This window comes from Clostridium sp. AM33-3 (assembly GCF_003480315.1).
Lineage (GTDB): Bacteria > Bacillota > Clostridia > Lachnospirales > Lachnospiraceae > Brotaphodocola.
In genome coordinates, this window is sequence record NZ_QUIV01000015.1 from 1 (window position 1) to 15,428 (window position 15,428).

At 52.2% G+C, this 15,428-nt stretch carries 15 protein-coding genes; 12 read left to right on the forward strand and 3 right to left on the reverse strand.

What is annotated here, in order from left to right:
- Positions 1 to 109: 109 nt before the first annotated feature.
- On the reverse strand, positions 110 to 2,383 hold the full coding sequence (locus DW819_RS09900; RefSeq protein WP_118733140.1) for a glycogen/starch/alpha-glucan phosphorylase: 2,274 nt from the start codon (positions 2,381 to 2,383) through the stop codon (positions 110 to 112).
- Between the two features lie 79 nt (positions 2,384 to 2,462).
- Positions 2,463 to 3,788, reverse strand: coding sequence for an amidohydrolase (locus DW819_RS09905; RefSeq protein ID WP_118733141.1), 1,326 nt, complete (start codon positions 3,786 to 3,788; stop codon positions 2,463 to 2,465).
- Between the two features lie 201 nt (positions 3,789 to 3,989).
- Here DW819_RS09905 and DW819_RS09910 point away from each other — a divergent pair, with 201 nt between their 5' ends.
- From DW819_RS09910 to DW819_RS09945, 8 genes are all read left to right on the forward strand, one after another.
- Positions 3,990 to 5,045 (forward strand): XdhC/CoxI family protein, encoded by a 1,056-nt coding sequence (locus tag DW819_RS09910; protein WP_118733142.1) that lies wholly within the window; start codon positions 3,990 to 3,992, stop codon positions 5,043 to 5,045.
- A 251-nt stretch (positions 5,046 to 5,296) separates the two neighbouring features.
- Positions 5,297 to 6,355, forward strand: a complete 1,059-nt coding sequence (locus tag DW819_RS09915; RefSeq protein WP_118733143.1) for a molybdopterin-binding protein — start codon at positions 5,297 to 5,299, stop codon at positions 6,353 to 6,355.
- Between the two features lies 1 nt (position 6,356).
- Positions 6,357 to 6,854 carry a cyclic pyranopterin monophosphate synthase MoaC gene (gene moaC, locus DW819_RS09920; RefSeq protein WP_118733144.1) on the forward strand — a complete coding sequence of 166 codons (498 nt, stop codon included), beginning with the start codon at positions 6,357 to 6,359 and terminating at the stop codon, positions 6,852 to 6,854.
- Entirely contained in the window at positions 6,851 to 7,831 is a 981-nt protein-coding gene (gene moaA, locus DW819_RS09925) for a GTP 3',8-cyclase MoaA (protein ID WP_118733145.1), read from the forward strand. Before moaC ends, moaA begins: the two co-directional genes overlap by 4 nt.
- 5 nt (positions 7,832 to 7,836) lie before the next feature.
- Positions 7,837 to 8,787: an MOSC domain-containing protein gene (locus DW819_RS09930; protein ID WP_118733146.1), complete on the forward strand. Its 951-nt coding sequence runs from the start codon at positions 7,837 to 7,839 to the stop codon at positions 8,785 to 8,787.
- Positions 8,788 to 8,808: 21 nt separating this feature from the next.
- Entirely contained in the window at positions 8,809 to 9,687 is an 879-nt protein-coding gene (gene modA / locus DW819_RS09935; RefSeq protein ID WP_118733147.1) for a molybdate ABC transporter substrate-binding protein, read from the forward strand.
- Between the two features lie 18 nt (positions 9,688 to 9,705).
- The gene (gene modB / locus DW819_RS09940) at positions 9,706 to 10,380 is read left to right on the forward strand and encodes a molybdate ABC transporter permease subunit (protein ID WP_118733148.1); all 675 of its coding nucleotides are present in this window, start codon (positions 9,706 to 9,708) and stop codon (positions 10,378 to 10,380) included.
- Positions 10,377 to 11,477: a sulfate/molybdate ABC transporter ATP-binding protein gene (locus DW819_RS09945; protein ID WP_118733149.1), complete on the forward strand. Its 1,101-nt coding sequence runs from the start codon at positions 10,377 to 10,379 to the stop codon at positions 11,475 to 11,477. The genes modB and DW819_RS09945 overlap by 4 nt, the downstream gene beginning before the upstream one ends.
- On the opposite strand, the gene DW819_RS09950 is transcribed toward DW819_RS09945, so the two are convergent.
- Complete coding sequence (locus DW819_RS09950) at positions 11,467 to 11,868, reverse strand: LysR family transcriptional regulator (RefSeq protein ID WP_118733150.1); 402 nt, start codon at positions 11,866 to 11,868, stop codon at positions 11,467 to 11,469. The two genes, DW819_RS09945 and DW819_RS09950, sit on opposite strands and share 11 nt — an antisense overlap.
- 193 nt (positions 11,869 to 12,061) lie before the next feature.
- Here DW819_RS09950 and DW819_RS09955 point away from each other — a divergent pair, with 193 nt between their 5' ends.
- The 4 genes from DW819_RS09955 (at position 12,062) to DW819_RS09970 (ending at position 15,428) form a co-directional block, all read left to right on the forward strand.
- The gene (locus tag DW819_RS09955) at positions 12,062 to 12,373 is read left to right on the forward strand and encodes a GNAT family acetyltransferase (protein ID WP_118733151.1); all 312 of its coding nucleotides are present in this window, start codon (positions 12,062 to 12,064) and stop codon (positions 12,371 to 12,373) included.
- Between the two features lie 23 nt (positions 12,374 to 12,396).
- Positions 12,397 to 13,185 (forward strand): EFR1 family ferrodoxin, encoded by a 789-nt coding sequence (locus DW819_RS09960; RefSeq protein WP_118733152.1) that lies wholly within the window; start codon positions 12,397 to 12,399, stop codon positions 13,183 to 13,185.
- Positions 13,182 to 14,549: an MATE family efflux transporter gene (locus DW819_RS09965; RefSeq protein ID WP_118733153.1), complete on the forward strand. Its 1,368-nt coding sequence runs from the start codon at positions 13,182 to 13,184 to the stop codon at positions 14,547 to 14,549. The genes DW819_RS09960 and DW819_RS09965 overlap by 4 nt, the downstream gene beginning before the upstream one ends.
- A gap of 87 nt (positions 14,550 to 14,636) precedes the next feature.
- On the forward strand, positions 14,637 to 15,428 hold the full coding sequence (locus DW819_RS09970) for a ZIP family metal transporter (RefSeq protein ID WP_118733154.1): 792 nt from the start codon (positions 14,637 to 14,639) through the stop codon (positions 15,426 to 15,428).

The following is a 15,428-nucleotide window of genomic DNA, read 5'->3' on the forward strand; positions in this document are numbered from 1 at the left end:
ACTATTCACAAATCTTATATCAGTTTTTAACGTTTACACAAAACTTGAAACGGTCTCAAATGAGGAGCCACAGCAGCGGCTCCTCATTTTGGCTTTTAAAAGTATATTTTTATGACAGCTTCCAGATTTCCTCATTATACTGCGCAATGGTGCGGTCGGAGGAGAAGAATCCGGCTTTGCTGATGTTGATGAGCATTTTCTTAGCCCACTCGGTGCGGTCAGTGTAGGCTTCATAAGCCTTTTCGCGGGTCTTGACGTAATCTTCAAAGTCCGGGAAGGTCATGAACCAGTCTTTGTTTAACAGTTCTTTGTAGAGACGGTCCAGATTTTCTTTCTGGCCGATCTTCATCATTTCTTTTCCGATAATGAAATCTACAGCAGCCTTTAAGTCTTTATCCTTAGCGTACCAGTCTTTGGACTTGTAGTCACCGCGCTCATAGCGGGCAATGACGGTCTCGGATGATTCGCCGAAGGTGAAGATGTTGTCCTTGCCCACCAGCTCGGCAATCTCCACATTGGCGCCGTCCATGGTTCCCAGGGTCAGGGCGCCGTTTAACATGAACTTCATGTTGCCGGTTCCGGATGCTTCCTTGGAAGCCAGGGAGATCTGCTCGGAGATATCGCAGGCCGGAATCAGCTTTTCAGCCAGGGTCACATTGTAGTTTTCCACCATGAAAACTTTCAGGTGTGGACTTACCTTCGGGTCTTTGTTGATAAGTTCCTGCAAACATAAAATTAAGTGGATAATATCTTTCGCAATTACGTAAGCCGGGGCAGCTTTTGCGCCGAACAGCACGGTAACCGGCTTTTTCGGAAGCTTGCCTGCCTTGATCTCCAGATACTTATGGATGACATAGAGGGCATTCATCTGCTGGCGTTTGTATTCATGCAGACGTTTTACCTGAATGTCAAAAATGGAATCCGGGTTCAGTTCCAGTCCTTGGGTGTTCTTCAGATAGGAAACAAGCTGAGCCTTCTTTTCTGCTTTCACATCCAGAAGCTTTGTAAGTACGGACGGGTCAGACACGAACTGTCCCAGTTTTTCCAGTTCCATGGCATCTTTCTTCCACCCATTTCCGATGAGGGAGGTGATGAGGGCGGAAAGCTCTGGGTTGCATTCCATGAGCCAGCGGCGGAATGTGATGCCGTTGGTCTTGTTGTTGAAGCGCTCCGGGTACAGTTTGTAGAAGTTGTTGAGCTCGGTGTTCTTTAAAATCTCGGTGTGCAGGTAAGCCACGCCGTTGACGCTGTAGCCGTAGTGGATGTCCATATGGGCCATATGAACCAGACCGTTCTGGATGATGTAGGTGGTCTCGTCTTTTACAGTGGCGCGGATGCGGTTGTCCAGCTCGCGGATGATCGGCATTAACTGCGGAACCGCTTTTTCCAGGAAGGCAATCGGCCATTTTTCCAGTGCCTCAGCCAGAATGGTGTGGTTGGTGTAGGCGCATACTTTTGAAACAATGGAGATGGCTTCATCCATGATAATGCCGTGCTGGCCTAACAGGCGGATTAGCTCTGGAATGACCATGGACGGATGGGTGTCGTTGATCTGAACGGCAGCATAGTCAGCCAGGTCATGGAGATTGGAACCGCGGGCGATGCACTCGTCAAGAATGAGCTGTGCGGCATTGCTGACCATGAAATACTGCTGGTACACGCGCAGCAGGCGGCCCTTGTCATCGGAATCATCCGGATAGAGGAAGAGCGTCAGGTTTTTCTCGATTTCGGTTTTGTCGAAATCAATACCATCCTTTACGATGCTCTCATCCACAGTTTCCAGATCGAAGAGGCGCAGGCGGGTAGAGTGGTTGTTATAACCGGTCACATCCAGGTCATAGAGACGGGAAGTAACCGTGAAGCCGCCGAACGGAACCTGATAGCTGGTTTCGGTTTTGGTAAGCCAGCTCTCGTTTTCCATCCACGGGTTCGGGGTCTCCTGCTGCAGATGCTTCTTGTCAAAGACCTGTCTGAACAGGCCATAGTGGTAGTTTAAGCCAACACCGTCTCCGTTTAATCCAAGAGTAGCAATGGAATCCACAAAGCAGGCAGCCAGACGTCCCAGACCGCCGTTGCCGAGGGATGGCTCCGGTTCCAGCTCCTCGATTTCGGCAAGGCTCTTGCCGGCAGCGGCCAGCTCTTTTTTAACTTCATCATAAAGACCTAAGTTGATGAGATTGTTGGAGAGCAGCTTGCCGATCAGAAACTCAGCGGAGATGTAGTAGAGCTTGCGCTTGCTGGTGGCAGCAGTTATTTTGGAAGCAGCTTCCTTCTCCTTTGCCAGCTTTTTCACCTGCTCTAACAGGCAGATATAGATTTCCTCGTTGGTGCAGGAAGCCAGTGGCTTTTTATATTTTTCTTTCACAGCTTTCGTCAGATCCATAATAGTAAAACTCCCTTCCTGAAGTATCATAAATCAAAAATTCGTTTATATTATAACAAAGTCAGGCATGGTTGTGCAACTAAAAATCTCCAGGCTTTATAGAGTCGGGCAGCATGGACTGATATGTTCGATGTCCGATTACATGCTGATAATCGTCCTGGATCAGCGCACAGCGTTCCGGGCTTTCATACAGCTTCTTCGCAGCCACAAACAGGATCCGCGCCGCGTAGTGCATGCCCTTGTGGGCCAGCGGGCTTTTTCCCTGGGCTACGATCTGCCAGGTATGAAGGGCACAGCCGGCCGCTTCGGTTGTTACGCCGATGAGTCCGGTCGGAACCTGCCAGCTTACATCGCCTACATCCGTACTGCCGAGGTTGATGCTTTGGTCAGCAGGAAGAATGGCGGTGTCAATGGAAGGGGAAGCCTGATCCGCAGCAAACCTTGCCGCATACTCGTAATCATCATCTGCATATTCCGGCTTCTCTGCCTCTTGCATGGCCTCCATCATAAGCGCCTCCATAGCCGGAACCGACAACAGCTCTGCATAGGCGCTGACGGTCCGGCAGGAAACCCTGGTTCCCGTCATGAGTGCAGCGCCCTTTGCCACATCAGAGACCCGGTCGTAAAGTTCGGCTACATAAGTGCTTTCCGGTGCGCGCAGGGCGTAGAGCAGGGTGGCGGCAGCCGGAACAATGTTCGGCGCATCGCCGCCATCATTCAGATAAGCGTAGTGCATGCGGGCATCACTTTTGACATGCTCCCGCAGGTAGTTGACGCCCACATTCATAAGTTCACAGGCATCTAATGCAGAACGTCCAAGCTCCGGGTGGGCGGCAGCATGGGCGCTTTTTCCGGTAAAGTCAAAGATCACGCGGATATTGGCGAGCGCCTTTTTGATCAGGCCGGTTTTGGACCCCGGATGCCAGGCCAGAGCAAAGTCCAGATTGTCAAAGCAGCCGGAGCGGGTCAGGAAAGCTTTTCCGGCGCCGCCCTCCTCAGCCGGACAGCCAAAGTAGATCACGGTTCCCTCCGAATGGGTCTGCAAGAGCCAGTCGCGAATGAGGCAGGCCGCTTCCATGGCGCCGGTTCCAAGAAGGTTGTGTCCGCAGCCATGTCCTGCCGCACCGGGAAGGTCTGTCTGTTTTTCGGGAGAATCTGCGATCTGGTTCATGCAGGGCAGCGCGTCATATTCCCCTAAAAGTCCGATGACCGGGTGACCGGAGCCAAAGCTTGCAGAAAAGGCGGTGGCAATGCCGCCGAGATTCCGTGTTACGGTAAAACCTTCTTGTTCCAGAAAATCAGCCTGCAGGGCGCTGGAATGAAACTCCTGGTAACGGGGCTCTGCAAATTCCCAGATCTGGTCGCTGATGGATGTAAATTGCTGTTCAAAATCTTGTCTGTTCATTATAAAAAGTCCTCCTGAGAGTACGATTGACTGAAATATGACATTATCATATCATATCTCAGACTTTTCTTCATTACGTTTTGATGGGGAAATTGCGTCCTGTGGAATGTAATATGATTTCAGCCACATGACGTTTACAAAAGAGTGAAATATTGTTAATATAATTTATTAACAGGAAATTTTTGAAAAAGGAGAGCGTGAATGATGGGGATTGAGAATGTATATGGGGCACTTCTTAACGGTCTTCAGTCAGAAAATCAGAAGCTGCTGCTGACAAAGCTAAAGAAAGACGGAACCTTAGAAAAGCATATTTATGAGCCGGGAACGGAAACCGAGTCAGTGGAAGCTCTGGCACAGCAGGCTGCTTTTGAGAAGAAGGTATGCATTACGGGGTTTGACGATAAGCAGAAAACAGAAAAGTGGATCGCGGAGCCGTTCTGTAAGGAAAACCGCATGCTGATCTTCGGCGGTGGTCATGTTTCACTGGCACTGGCAGAGTTTGCGGCCCGCACCGGTTTTGCGGTAACGGTGACTGATGACCGGCCATCCTTTGCAAACAAGCTTCGTTTCCCGACGGCGAAAGAAGTGCTCTGCATGGATTTTGATTCTGCAATCGAAAAGCTGCATGTCAATTCCTCTGATTTTGTGGTGCTCTTAACCAGGGGCCATCGTCACGATGGTGTCTGTCTGCGGGCCCTGGCAAAGCAGGGGGAGACGGCATATCTCGGCATGATCGGTTCCAGAAAGCGCGTCCGAGAACTGAAGGATACACTGGAGGAGGAAGGCATCAGCCGTAAGTGGCTTGACTGGATCCACACCCCGGTGGGACTTGATATCGGAGCAATAACCCCGGAGGAGATTGCGGTCGCAATCCTTGCAGAAGCAATTCAGGTGAAACGCAAACCGGAAGATGAGGCCAGAAGAGTTTCCCAGTCCGACATCGACATGGAAGTCATTCACAATCTGGCAGAGCCGGAAGAAAAATTTGCGGATCAGAAAAAGGCGGTTATTACCATTCTGAGCACAAAAGGTTCCACACCGAGAAAGGCCGGAGCCAAGATGATCGTCTACGAGACCGGGCTGATCCAGGGAACCATCGGAGGGGGGTGCGCAGAGGCAAACCTCATGCAGCATGCTCGGGAAGTGATCCGTGATGGCGGATATCAGATCCGTCATGTGGATATGACCGGAAGAGTGGCAGAGGAAGAGGGCATGGTCTGCGGCGGCGTGATGCAGGTGCTGATTGAACGGGGCTGAGTGTGCATTCTGATAAGTAACGAAACGCATGAAAAAAAGTTAGGGAAACTGTCAATAAAACAGATTAGGGGATTGCATTTCCCGGAAAAACAGATTACAATAGAATCATCTGAAAAGCCGGTTTGCCGGAAGGCAGGCCGGTTTTAAAAGTCCACCGTTATTTTCACAAAAAAATAACGAACAAAACGGATGAATGAAACAAAAAACGGAATGATAACGAAGATTCACAGGAAGATTGGGAGGCAGCACACATGAAACTGATCAAAACCGTCGATGCGGAGGGCGCAGTCCTCTGTCACGACATTACACAGATCATTCGCGGAGTCACCAAAGACGCAGTGTTCCGCAAGGGTCACATTGTTACAAAGGAAGATATTCCGGTGCTTTTAAGCGTTGGAAAGGATACCCTCTATGTCTGGGAGAAGGAAGAGGGCATGATGCATGAGGATGAGGCAGCCGAAGTGCTCTGCGAGATCTGCAGGGGTGAGCACATGGACCGTTCTTTGCCGAAGGAAGGTAAGATCGAGCTGACCGCGGCCTGCGATGGCCTGTTAAAGATTGACGCAAAGGCACTAAAGGAGGTCAATTCCTTCGACCAGATGATGATCGCCACCCGCCACGGCAATTTTGCCGTAAAAAAGGGAGACAAGCTGGCAGGCACCCGCATTATCCCTCTGGTCATTGAGGAAGAGAAGATGAAAGCGGTGAGGGAGCGGACCATGGAGCTGACCGGCGGAAAGCCAATTCTGGAATTAAAGCCGTTTCAGCGTAAGCAGGTCGGTATTGTGACAACCGGAAATGAAGTGTTCCACGGACGTATCAAAGATACCTTCACCCCGGTCATTGTGGACAAGCTGTCTGAGTTTGACACAGAGGTCATTGACCATGTCACCTGGGATGATGATGACAAAAAGGTAACGGCCAGCATTCTGGATATGATCGGAAAGGGAGCAGATGTTGTCATCTGCACCGGAGGCATGAGTGTAGATCCGGATGACAAGACTCCGCTGGCCATCAAAAATACCGGAGCACGCATTGTTTCCTACGGTGCCCCGGTGCTTCCGGGCGCCATGTTTCTGCTGGCTTATTACGACCGCATAGAACATGGAAGGAACCGGAGAACCGTCATCATGGGACTTCCGGGCTGTGTGATGTATGCAAAGCGCACCATTTTTGATCTGGTACTTCCACGTGTCATGGCAGACGATGAGGTGACACCGGACGAGCTGGCAGCCCTCGGCATGGGCGGCCTGTGCTTAAACTGCCCGGTCTGCACCTTCCCGAACTGCGGATTTGGAAAGGGGTACTGATATGGAATTTACCCATTTTGACGAACAGGGCAATGCCCGCATGGTCGATGTGACTGCCAAGGGCGAAACGGTACGTGAGGCGGTAGCAAAGGGCCGTATCCGCGTGAGCGAGGAATGCTTTGGAAAGATCAAAGAAGGTACTATGGCCAAGGGGGATGTGCTTGGTGTGGCCCGGATCGCTGGGATCATGGGAGCCAAGCGTACTTCAGAGCTGATTCCGCTGTGCCACATCTTAAATCTGACCAAGCTGAACGTGGATTTTAACCTGCATCCGGAAAACTGTGAGATCGAGGCAGTCTGCACGGCCAAGACCACCGGAAAGACCGGAGTGGAGATGGAAGCGCTGACCGGCGTGTCTGTGACGCTTCTGACCATCTACGATATGTGTAAGGCGGTAGATAAGGCTATGGAAATCGGCGACATTCATCTGGCAGAGAAAACCGGAGGAAAGAGCGGACATTTTGTGAATCCGCGTGAGCAGGGCGGTGAGCAGGTGTGAAGGATGCCCAGGGAAGAGAAATTAAGTATCTGCGTGTGTCCGTGACGGACCGCTGCAACCTGCGCTGCAAATACTGTATGCCAAACGGCATTGAGTGCGTGGAGCATAAGGATATATTGAGCTTTGAGGAGATCCGGCAGATCGCGGCGTGCGGGGCCAGGCTCGGTATCACCAAGATCCGGCTGACCGGCGGAGAACCGCTTGCCAGAAAAGGCTGTCCGGAGCTGATCCACATGTTAAAAGAGATTCCGGGCATTGAAAAAATCGCCATGACGACCAACGGAACGCTGGTGAGAGCCATTCTCCCGGAACTGGTAGAGGCAGGACTGGATGAGATCAATATCAGCCTGGATACGCTGGATCCCGGAAGGTTTGCGGCCATCACCGGTCAGGATCTTCTGCCGGAGGTCCTGCTGGCCATTGACGCGGCTCTTGCGGCAGGCTTGAAAGTAAAGGTTAACGCAGTTTCCATGCCGGATACCGACTGGAAACGTCTGATCATGCTGGCAAAGGATAAGCCTGTGGATGTCCGGTTTATTGAGCTGATGCCCATTGGAGAAGGGCGGCACTCGGAGGGACGCAGCAACGAGGAGCTTTTGGAAGAGATACGCAGTGAATTTCCTCAGCTTCAGGCCGATGGCAGCGTACACGGGGCCGGTCCGGCGGTGTATTACAGGATTCCGGGATATCAGGGAAGCATCGGACTCATCAGTGCCATGCACGGAAAGTTCTGCAGCTCCTGCAACCGGGTACGACTGACTTCAACAGGATTTTTGAAGACCTGTCTTTGCTATGAGGATGGAACAGACTTGAGAGAAATTCTGCGTGGTGAATGCGTGCGGCAGGAAGCGGTCAGCAAAAATCAGAATCTTCTCGATGCCATGGCCCGCACCATATACGGCAAACCGGCAGAGCACTGCTTTGAGCAGCCGGATCAGATTACAGAAGCGCATGGCATGAGTGCAATTGGAGGGTGAGAAACATGGATTTTAATGAAACAGGCGTAGTGAAGGCTATCTGCATCAGTCCGGCCCGGGGAACGGAAAAACATACCATCCCGGAAGGACATTTTATTCCGGACTTCGGAATTGAGGGTGATGCTCACGCGGGAACGTGGCACCGGCAGGTGAGTCTTCTTTCCTATAATAAGGTTGAGGAGTTTAATAAGCGCGGAGCAAACGTGGGCGACGGTGCCTTTGGTGAAAATCTGGTCGTAGACGGAATCGATTTCCGGGCGTTGCCGGTGGGAACCAGACTGTATGCTGGGACCGTGGAGCTTCGCATGACCCAGATCGGCAAGGAATGCCACAGTCACTGCGCAATTTATCATCGTGTTGGGGAGTGTATCATGCCGCGGGAAGGTGTGTTTGCCGAGGTTATAAAGGAAGGTATCATCCGTCCGGGCGATGTGATGCGTGTGGAAGCACCGGATGAGAACCGTCCGTTTACGGCGGCAGTCATTGTTTTAAGCGATAAAGGCTCCAGAGGGGAGCGGGAGGACGCAAGCGGTCCAGCAGCCGAGGAGCTGTTAAAAGAAGCAGGATATGATGTGCTGGAACGCTTTGTGATCCCGGATGAGCCGGCGGTGTTAAAGCATCACCTGATCCGTCTGGCCGACAGCCGGCAGGTAGATCTGGTTGTCACCAGTGGCGGTACCGGATTTTCCATGCGGGATCAGACACCGGAGGCAACGCTGGCAGTGGCAGACCGGAATGCGCCTGGCATTGCCGAGTACATCCGCATGAAGTCCATGCAGATCACAGACCGGGCCATGTTAAGCCGCGGCGCGTCTGTGATCCGCAAAAAGACCCTGATCGTGAATCTTCCGGGAAGTCCGAAGGCCGTGAAGGAGAGCCTTGGCTTTATTCTGGGAGCGCTGGATCATGGGTTAAAGATTTTGCGTGGCACCGCGTCTGAGTGCGCGAGAAAATAGAAAACAAAAGGGAGAGAAAAGATGAAGAAACCGTTCGCAGTTGTAATGGCAGCTATGATGGTTGCAGGTATGATGGCAGGATGCTCCTCCAAACCGCAGGAGACCACCGCAGCAGCAACCGAGACTGAGACAATCGCAGCGGAAACCACTGCAGCAGAGACAGAGGCAGAGAGCAAAGCAGAGGCAAAGGCAGACCTTGGCGAGCAGAGTATTCTGGTTGCGGCGGCAGCAAGCTTAAAGAACGCATATGAGGATGAACTGATCCCGATGTTCGAGGAGCAGTATCCGGGCGTAACCGTTGAGGGAACCTACGACAGCTCAGGAAAGCTGCAGACCCAGATCGAGGAAGGCCTGGAGGCAGACGTATTTATGTCTGCAGCGACCAAGCAGATGAAGGCTCTGGATGATGAAGGCATGATTGCTTCCGATACCATTGTAAACCTGTTAGAGAACAAGATCGTTCTGATCGTTCCGACCGGCAGCGACAGCAAAATTGATTCCTTCGAGAAGATCGGTGATGCAGCATCGATCGCACTGGGTGATCCGGAGAGTGTTCCGGCCGGCCAGTACGCAAAAGAAGCTTTGACTAATTTAAACGTATGGGACAGCATTCAGGATAAGGTAAGCTTTGGTACCAACGTAACGGAGGTATTAAACCAGGTTGCAGCAGCAAGTGCTGACGCAGGTATCGTTTACGCAACCGATGCAGCAAGCAAGGCTGATCAGGTTACTGTTGTTGCAGAGGCACCGGAGGAAAGCCTGGAAAAGAAAGTCATCTATCCGGTAGCCGTGGTAAAGGCGACTGCTCACGAGGATGCTGCAAAGGCATTCGTTGACTTCTTACAGACTCCGGAAGCAATCGCGGTATTTGAGTCTTACGGCTTTGTAGCAGCCGAGTAAAAAGAAAGGAGCAACAAGATGGACTGGTCCCCAATTCTGATTTCCATGAAGACAGCCAGTGTCTCCATCGTGCTTACCTTCTTTCTCGGGATCCTGGCAGCCTGGTGGGTGGTCAGCATGAAAAACGAGCGGATGAAGATTCTCCTGGACGGCGTGCTGACGCTGCCGCTGGTGCTTCCGCCTACGGTGGCGGGCTTTTTTCTCTTATATCTGTTTGGGGTGAAACGGCCCATCGGCATCTTCTTTTTACAATATTTTGGCGTGAAGATCGCTTTTTCCTGGACGGCCACGGTGCTGGCCGCGGTGGTGATGTCCTTTCCGCTCATGTACCGCTCTGCAAGGGGAGCGTTTGAGCAGGTGGATCCGAACCTCATGGCAGCGGCCCGCACCCTTGGCATGAGTGAATGGAGCATCTTTCATAAGGTGCTGATCGCCAATGCCATGCCGGGTATCGTCAGCGGCGGTGTCCTGGCCTTTGCGAGAGGCCTGGGAGAATTTGGCGCAACGGCCATGATCGCAGGCAATATCGCAGGAAAGACCAGAACCCTGCCGATGGCGGTATATTCCGAGGTGGCAGCAGGAGATATGGACGCGGCATACCGCTATGTTGCTATCATCGTTGTCATTGCCTTTCTTTCCGTAATCCTGATGAACCGGGCAGCACTGCGCGAGAAGAAAAGGAGATTATCATGAGTGAGGAGTTTTTATCGGCAGATATCCGGAAAAAGCTGCGTGAATTCGAGCTTCAGGTTCGGTTTACCTGCTCGGCATGCCGAGGACGTGCCAGTGACGCGTCCGCCGGCTCCGGGACAGGCTGTCTTGGCATTCTCGGTCCTTCCGGCTGCGGCAAGAGCATGACCTTAAAATCCATTGCCGGCATTGTGGAGCCGGACAGCGGCTCCATCATCCTGGATGGACGGGAACTCTTCAACAGCAGCCGGAAGGTAAACCTGAAGCCGCAGAAACGCCGCGTCGGTTATCTGTTCCAGAACTATGCGCTGTTTCCGAATATGACCGTGGAGGAAAACATCCTTACCGGATTAAAGGCGGGAAAACGCTACGGGGAAGCACAGCAGAAAAAGCGGGTTTCTGAGATGATGGAGCGGTTTCGTTTAAACGGACTGGAAAAACGCTATCCCGCACAGCTTTCCGGCGGACAGCAGCAGAGAGTGGCCCTGGCAAGGATCCTGGCTTATGAGCCGGAGGCACTGCTTTTGGATGAGCCGTTTTCCGCTATGGACACACACTTAAGAGAACGTCTGCGTCTGGAATTGGCCAGCGTGCTTTCGGAATACCAGGGAGCTTCCGTCATGGTCACCCATGACCGGGACGAGGCCTACCAGCTTTGCGATACGCTGCTGCTCTTAAGCAGGGGACAGGTGATCGCGGCCGGAAAGACGAAGGAGCTCTTTCAAGATCCGGGCAGCGTTGAGGCCGCAAGGCTGACCGGCTGCAAAAACATTTCCCGCATTGAAAAAATAGACGATCACCGGGTATGCGCATTAGACTGGGATAATCTGGAACTGAGCACGGAGAAAACCGTGACAGAGGATGTAACTTCCATTGGAATCCGTGCCCATGATTTTGAGCCGGTAAAAGATCCGGAAGGGATCAACCACATTCCGGTTGGACATGCGAAAATTTCCGAGATGCCGTTTGAGTGGTATGTTACCCTGCAGAACGGTCTGTGGTGGAAAATAGGAAAGACCATCCACACCCACAGTGCAGACGGTCTGATTCCGGAATACGTGAGAGTAGCCCCGGAAGCAATCCTGCTTCTTAAGGGTTAACCAAATAATCACCGAAATATTTTTCAAAGAGCTGGGCAGTTGCTGCTTTCAGCTCTTTTTCCATACCCTGATACCGGGTGAGCAGCTCCTTCGCCTCCGGTGTCAGATGGGAGAAACCGCCGGAGGCGCCGCCGGATTTGGATTCGATCAGGGAATAGCCAAGATAGTTCTCGGCCTTTTTGATGATTTTCCAGCCCTTGCTGTAGGACATCTCCATTTCCTTACAGGCGGTCTGCATAGAATTACTCTGGTCTACCAGGATAAGAAATTCTGCAACACCGGGACCGAAAAAGGTGTCGTTCTTGGCTAGGCGGAAACGTACAGACGGGCGGAGCGGAAGGTCTGCCGGGGGGATAGAGGAATCAATGGCTGGTTTTTGTCTGCGGCTCATGAAATGTTTCCTTTCTCAGCTGAAAATGCAAAACAGCTGAGTCCTTTCTGAATTAGATTGTCATGAAAAATTCTGCTCTTTGTCTAGTATAGCACGGCATACTGCAGATGGGTAGGAATTTTCGGAACTTCTTCTCGACAAAACGTAGGAAAACTGCTACAGTGGAAATGCAACAACAGGAGGTTTGACAGATATGCTAGAAACCAGTAAGATTGAACTGCATGGGGATATTTCCATCCCGTTTCTGAAAAAGAGCCGTTTTACCGGGAGCTTCAAAGGCATGCGCTATGTGCTCATCAAACATGAAAAAGAACTGGAGCCCGCCACAGAGGAGACCCCGGCGAAGACGGAAAACGTGCTCCGGGCCATCATCTGGCCGGAACCCTTTAACTTTGAGGTGACGCCGGATGAGAAGAAGCACCACAGAGATTTCCCATTTACCACAGACGGGATCTGGGAGGCGGTGGACTGGCTGAACGCGGAGCACGAGGCGGGACATTACTAATTATTTTTTTGGGGAGTTGTATTATGAATATTTCACAGATTACCGGAGTTTACTTTAGTCCTACCGGAGGTACAAAGCGGGTGACGGAGTGGATCACGGAGCGGATCGCGGATAACAGGGAGGCAGAATGGCTGGATCTCACCGATGCCGTGTCCTCCAGGCCGGATTATACATTTACAGAGCATGAGCTGGTGGTAGTCGGCGTGCCGGTATACGGCGGCCGGGTGCCGGAGACGGCAAGAGAGCGCCTGCAAAAGCTTCACGGCAAGCGCACGCCGGTGGTGCTGATCGTCACCTACGGAAACCGTGCCTACGAGGACGCATTGCTGGAGCTTTCGGACATCTTAAAGGAACAGGGATTCATCCCGGCGGCAGCGGCAGCCGTAGTCACAGAGCATAACATTGCCCATATATACGGAGCCGGACGCCCGGATGAGAAGGATAAAAAAGAGATGACTGCGTTTGCGGAGGCAGTCAGAGAAAAGCTGAAGAGCACAGCCGGAAGCTCAAAGCTTTTGGAGCTTTCTATCCGGGGCAACCGTCCGTACCGCCCATATGGCACATTGCCATTAAAAATCAGTGTCTCTTCAGCCTGCGAGGGCTGTGGAACCTGCATCCGCAAGTGTCCGGTCCAGGCTATTTCCCGTACAGATGCGAAGGTGACCGATGAAAGTGCCTGCATCACCTGCATGCGCTGCATTGCAGTCTGCCCGAAGCACGCGAGAAAGCTTGGAACCCTGGTGACTCTCGCTATCCGCCAGAAATTAAAGAAAGTCTGCACGGACAGAAAGGATGCAGAGTTTGTACTATGAAACTGGAAAATGACTTAAACACCGATGACATACGGGGGCTGGTCCTTCGTCTGGCACTGCCATCCATGCTGGCTCAGTTCGTCAGTGTATTTTACAGTATTGTAGACCGTATGTACATAGGAAACATCCCAAAGATCGGAGAAGTGGCTCTGGCCGGTGTCGGTATCTGCGGTCCCATTGTAACCCTGGTTTCGTCCTTCGCTATTTTGGTGGGGGTAGGCGGTGCGCCGCTTATGAGTATTCGCCTGGGACAGAAGAATGAAAAGGGAGCAGAACAGATCCTTGCAAACTGCTTTCTCATGCTGACGGTCATGGCCCTGGTCCTCACGGTCTTTGTACTGGGCATGCGGGAAAAGCTGCTCTGGTGGTTTGGTGCCGGAGAGACGACCTTTCCCTATGCACTGTCCTATATGACCATCTATCTGTGCGGAACCTTTTTTGCGCTGATGACGACGGGCATGAACCAGTTTATCATCTGCCAGGGCTTTGCAAAGGTGGGTATGAAGGCCGTTATGATCGGGGCAGTGGCAAATATCGTGCTGGATCCCATTTTTATTTTCGGCCTGCATCTTGATGTGCGGGGCGCAGCTCTGGCCACGGTACTGTCGCAGATGTGTTCCTGCTTTTATGTGCTGAGCTTCTTATTTGGAAAGAAGGTGCCGATCCGCATTACCTTTTATGAGTATGATCCCAGGCTGATGCTGCAGGTAGCCAGGGTGGGCTTCTCTCCCTTTGTCATCATTGCTCTGGATAATGTGCTGATCATTTCCCAGAATATGGTGATCCAGAGGCTTGGCGGCCCGGGGCAGGGCGATACCATTCTGACCTGTGCGGCTATTGTCCAGAGCTTTATGCTGATCATCACGATGCCGCTCGGAGGCATTACTTCGGGGACCCAGACGATCCTGGGTTACAATTACGGAGCAAAAAGGCCGGACCGCATCTGGAAGGCCGAGAGGTGGATCGTCACATGTGCACTTTTGTTCAATACGGTCATGTTTCTGGCAGCCCAGTGTATCCCGGAGATTTTTGTGCGGATCTTTACCCGCAACGAGGAATATGTAGCCTTAAGTGTCTGGGCTATCCGGATGTCCACGCTGGGCGTGATACCGCTGGCAGTACAGTACACGATAGTGGACGGATTTACCGGAATGGGCATTGCGAAGGTGGCCATTACCCTGTCGCTGTTCCGTAAATCCATTTATTTTTTGTCGGTGGTGCTGATCCCGCTCCTGACCGGCGTGACCAATGTGTTTTTTGCGGAAACCGTCTCTGACTTTGCCGGTCCGGTATTTTCCATCATCCTGTTCCTCCTGGTATTTAAGAAGGTTGTGGGAGATCCGAAGCAGATATCTGCGGCATAACATAAATAACAGCAATCCGATTCCACAGAGTATCGCATGTAGCCTGTTGCGGAATAAGATACTACTAAGGAAAGAGGGTGATCTCTCATGCGAGAGGAGCTGTTTCATATTATTTTCGGGATTCTGATCCCGTTTCTTGGTACTACCATCGGAGCGGGAAGTGTGTTTTTTGTAAAAAATGAGATCAAACCGGTGATCCAGAAGCTGCTGCTGGGCTTTGCCTCCGGCATTATGGTGGCTGCTTCGGTGTGGTCACTTCTGATCCCGGCCATGGAGATGTGTGAGCCTGCCGGAAAGCTGGCGTTTGTGCCTGCCGCAGCCGGCTTTTCCATCGGCATAGTGTTTCTCTGGGTGTTAGATAAGCTGATCCCGCATCTTCATATGGGAAGCGACACGCCCGAGGGCCCAAAGAGCAATTTAAAGAAAACGACGATGCTGGTGTTTGCGGTAACGCTGCACAACCTGCCGGAGGGCATGGCAGTGGGCGTAGTGTTCGTGGGTCTTCTGACCGGAAGCGCGCCCATCACCGCAGCTGGGGCCTTTGCCCTGACCATCGGTATTGCGATCCAGAATTTTCCTGAGGGAGCCATCATATCCCTGCCGCTGCACAGTGAAGGACAGTCCAAACGGAGAGCCTTTGTTATGGGAACGCTGTCCGGTGTGGTGGAGCCGGTCGGAGCCCTGGTCACGATTCTGTGCGCAAAGTTTCTGGTTCCCATTGTGCCGTATATGCTGGCCTTTGCGGCCGGGGCCATGATCTATGTGGTGGTGGAGGAACTGATCCCGGAATCGGCCCAGGGCGGGCATTCCGATATGGGAACCATGGGCTTTGCGGTTGGTTTTCTCATTATGATGATCCTGGATGTTACACTGGGATAA

What these genes read in the sequence shown, in the direction of transcription:
- DW819_RS09900 (WP_118733140.1), bottom strand. Translation starts at nt 2,383, where the DNA reads ATGGATCTGACGAAAGCTGTGAAAGAAAAATATAAAAAGCCACTGGCT.
- DW819_RS09905 (WP_118733141.1), bottom strand. Translation starts at nt 3,788, where the DNA reads ATGAACAGACAAGATTTTGAACAGCAATTTACATCCATCAGCGACCAG.
- DW819_RS09910 (WP_118733142.1), top strand. Translation starts at nt 3,990, where the DNA reads ATGATGGGGATTGAGAATGTATATGGGGCACTTCTTAACGGTCTTCAG.
- DW819_RS09915 (WP_118733143.1), top strand. Translation starts at nt 5,297, where the DNA reads ATGAAACTGATCAAAACCGTCGATGCGGAGGGCGCAGTCCTCTGTCAC.
- moaC (WP_118733144.1), top strand. Translation starts at nt 6,357, where the DNA reads ATGGAATTTACCCATTTTGACGAACAGGGCAATGCCCGCATGGTCGAT.
- DW819_RS09930 (WP_118733146.1), top strand. Translation starts at nt 7,837, where the DNA reads ATGGATTTTAATGAAACAGGCGTAGTGAAGGCTATCTGCATCAGTCCG.
- modA (WP_118733147.1), top strand. Translation starts at nt 8,809, where the DNA reads ATGAAGAAACCGTTCGCAGTTGTAATGGCAGCTATGATGGTTGCAGGT.
- modB (WP_118733148.1), top strand. Translation starts at nt 9,706, where the DNA reads ATGGACTGGTCCCCAATTCTGATTTCCATGAAGACAGCCAGTGTCTCC.
- DW819_RS09945 (WP_118733149.1), top strand. Translation starts at nt 10,377, where the DNA reads ATGAGTGAGGAGTTTTTATCGGCAGATATCCGGAAAAAGCTGCGTGAA.
- DW819_RS09950 (WP_118733150.1), bottom strand. Translation starts at nt 11,868, where the DNA reads ATGAGCCGCAGACAAAAACCAGCCATTGATTCCTCTATCCCCCCGGCA.
- DW819_RS09955 (WP_118733151.1), top strand. Translation starts at nt 12,062, where the DNA reads ATGCTAGAAACCAGTAAGATTGAACTGCATGGGGATATTTCCATCCCG.
- DW819_RS09960 (WP_118733152.1), top strand. Translation starts at nt 12,397, where the DNA reads ATGAATATTTCACAGATTACCGGAGTTTACTTTAGTCCTACCGGAGGT.
- DW819_RS09965 (WP_118733153.1), top strand. Translation starts at nt 13,182, where the DNA reads ATGAAACTGGAAAATGACTTAAACACCGATGACATACGGGGGCTGGTC.
- DW819_RS09970 (WP_118733154.1), top strand. Translation starts at nt 14,637, where the DNA reads ATGCGAGAGGAGCTGTTTCATATTATTTTCGGGATTCTGATCCCGTTT.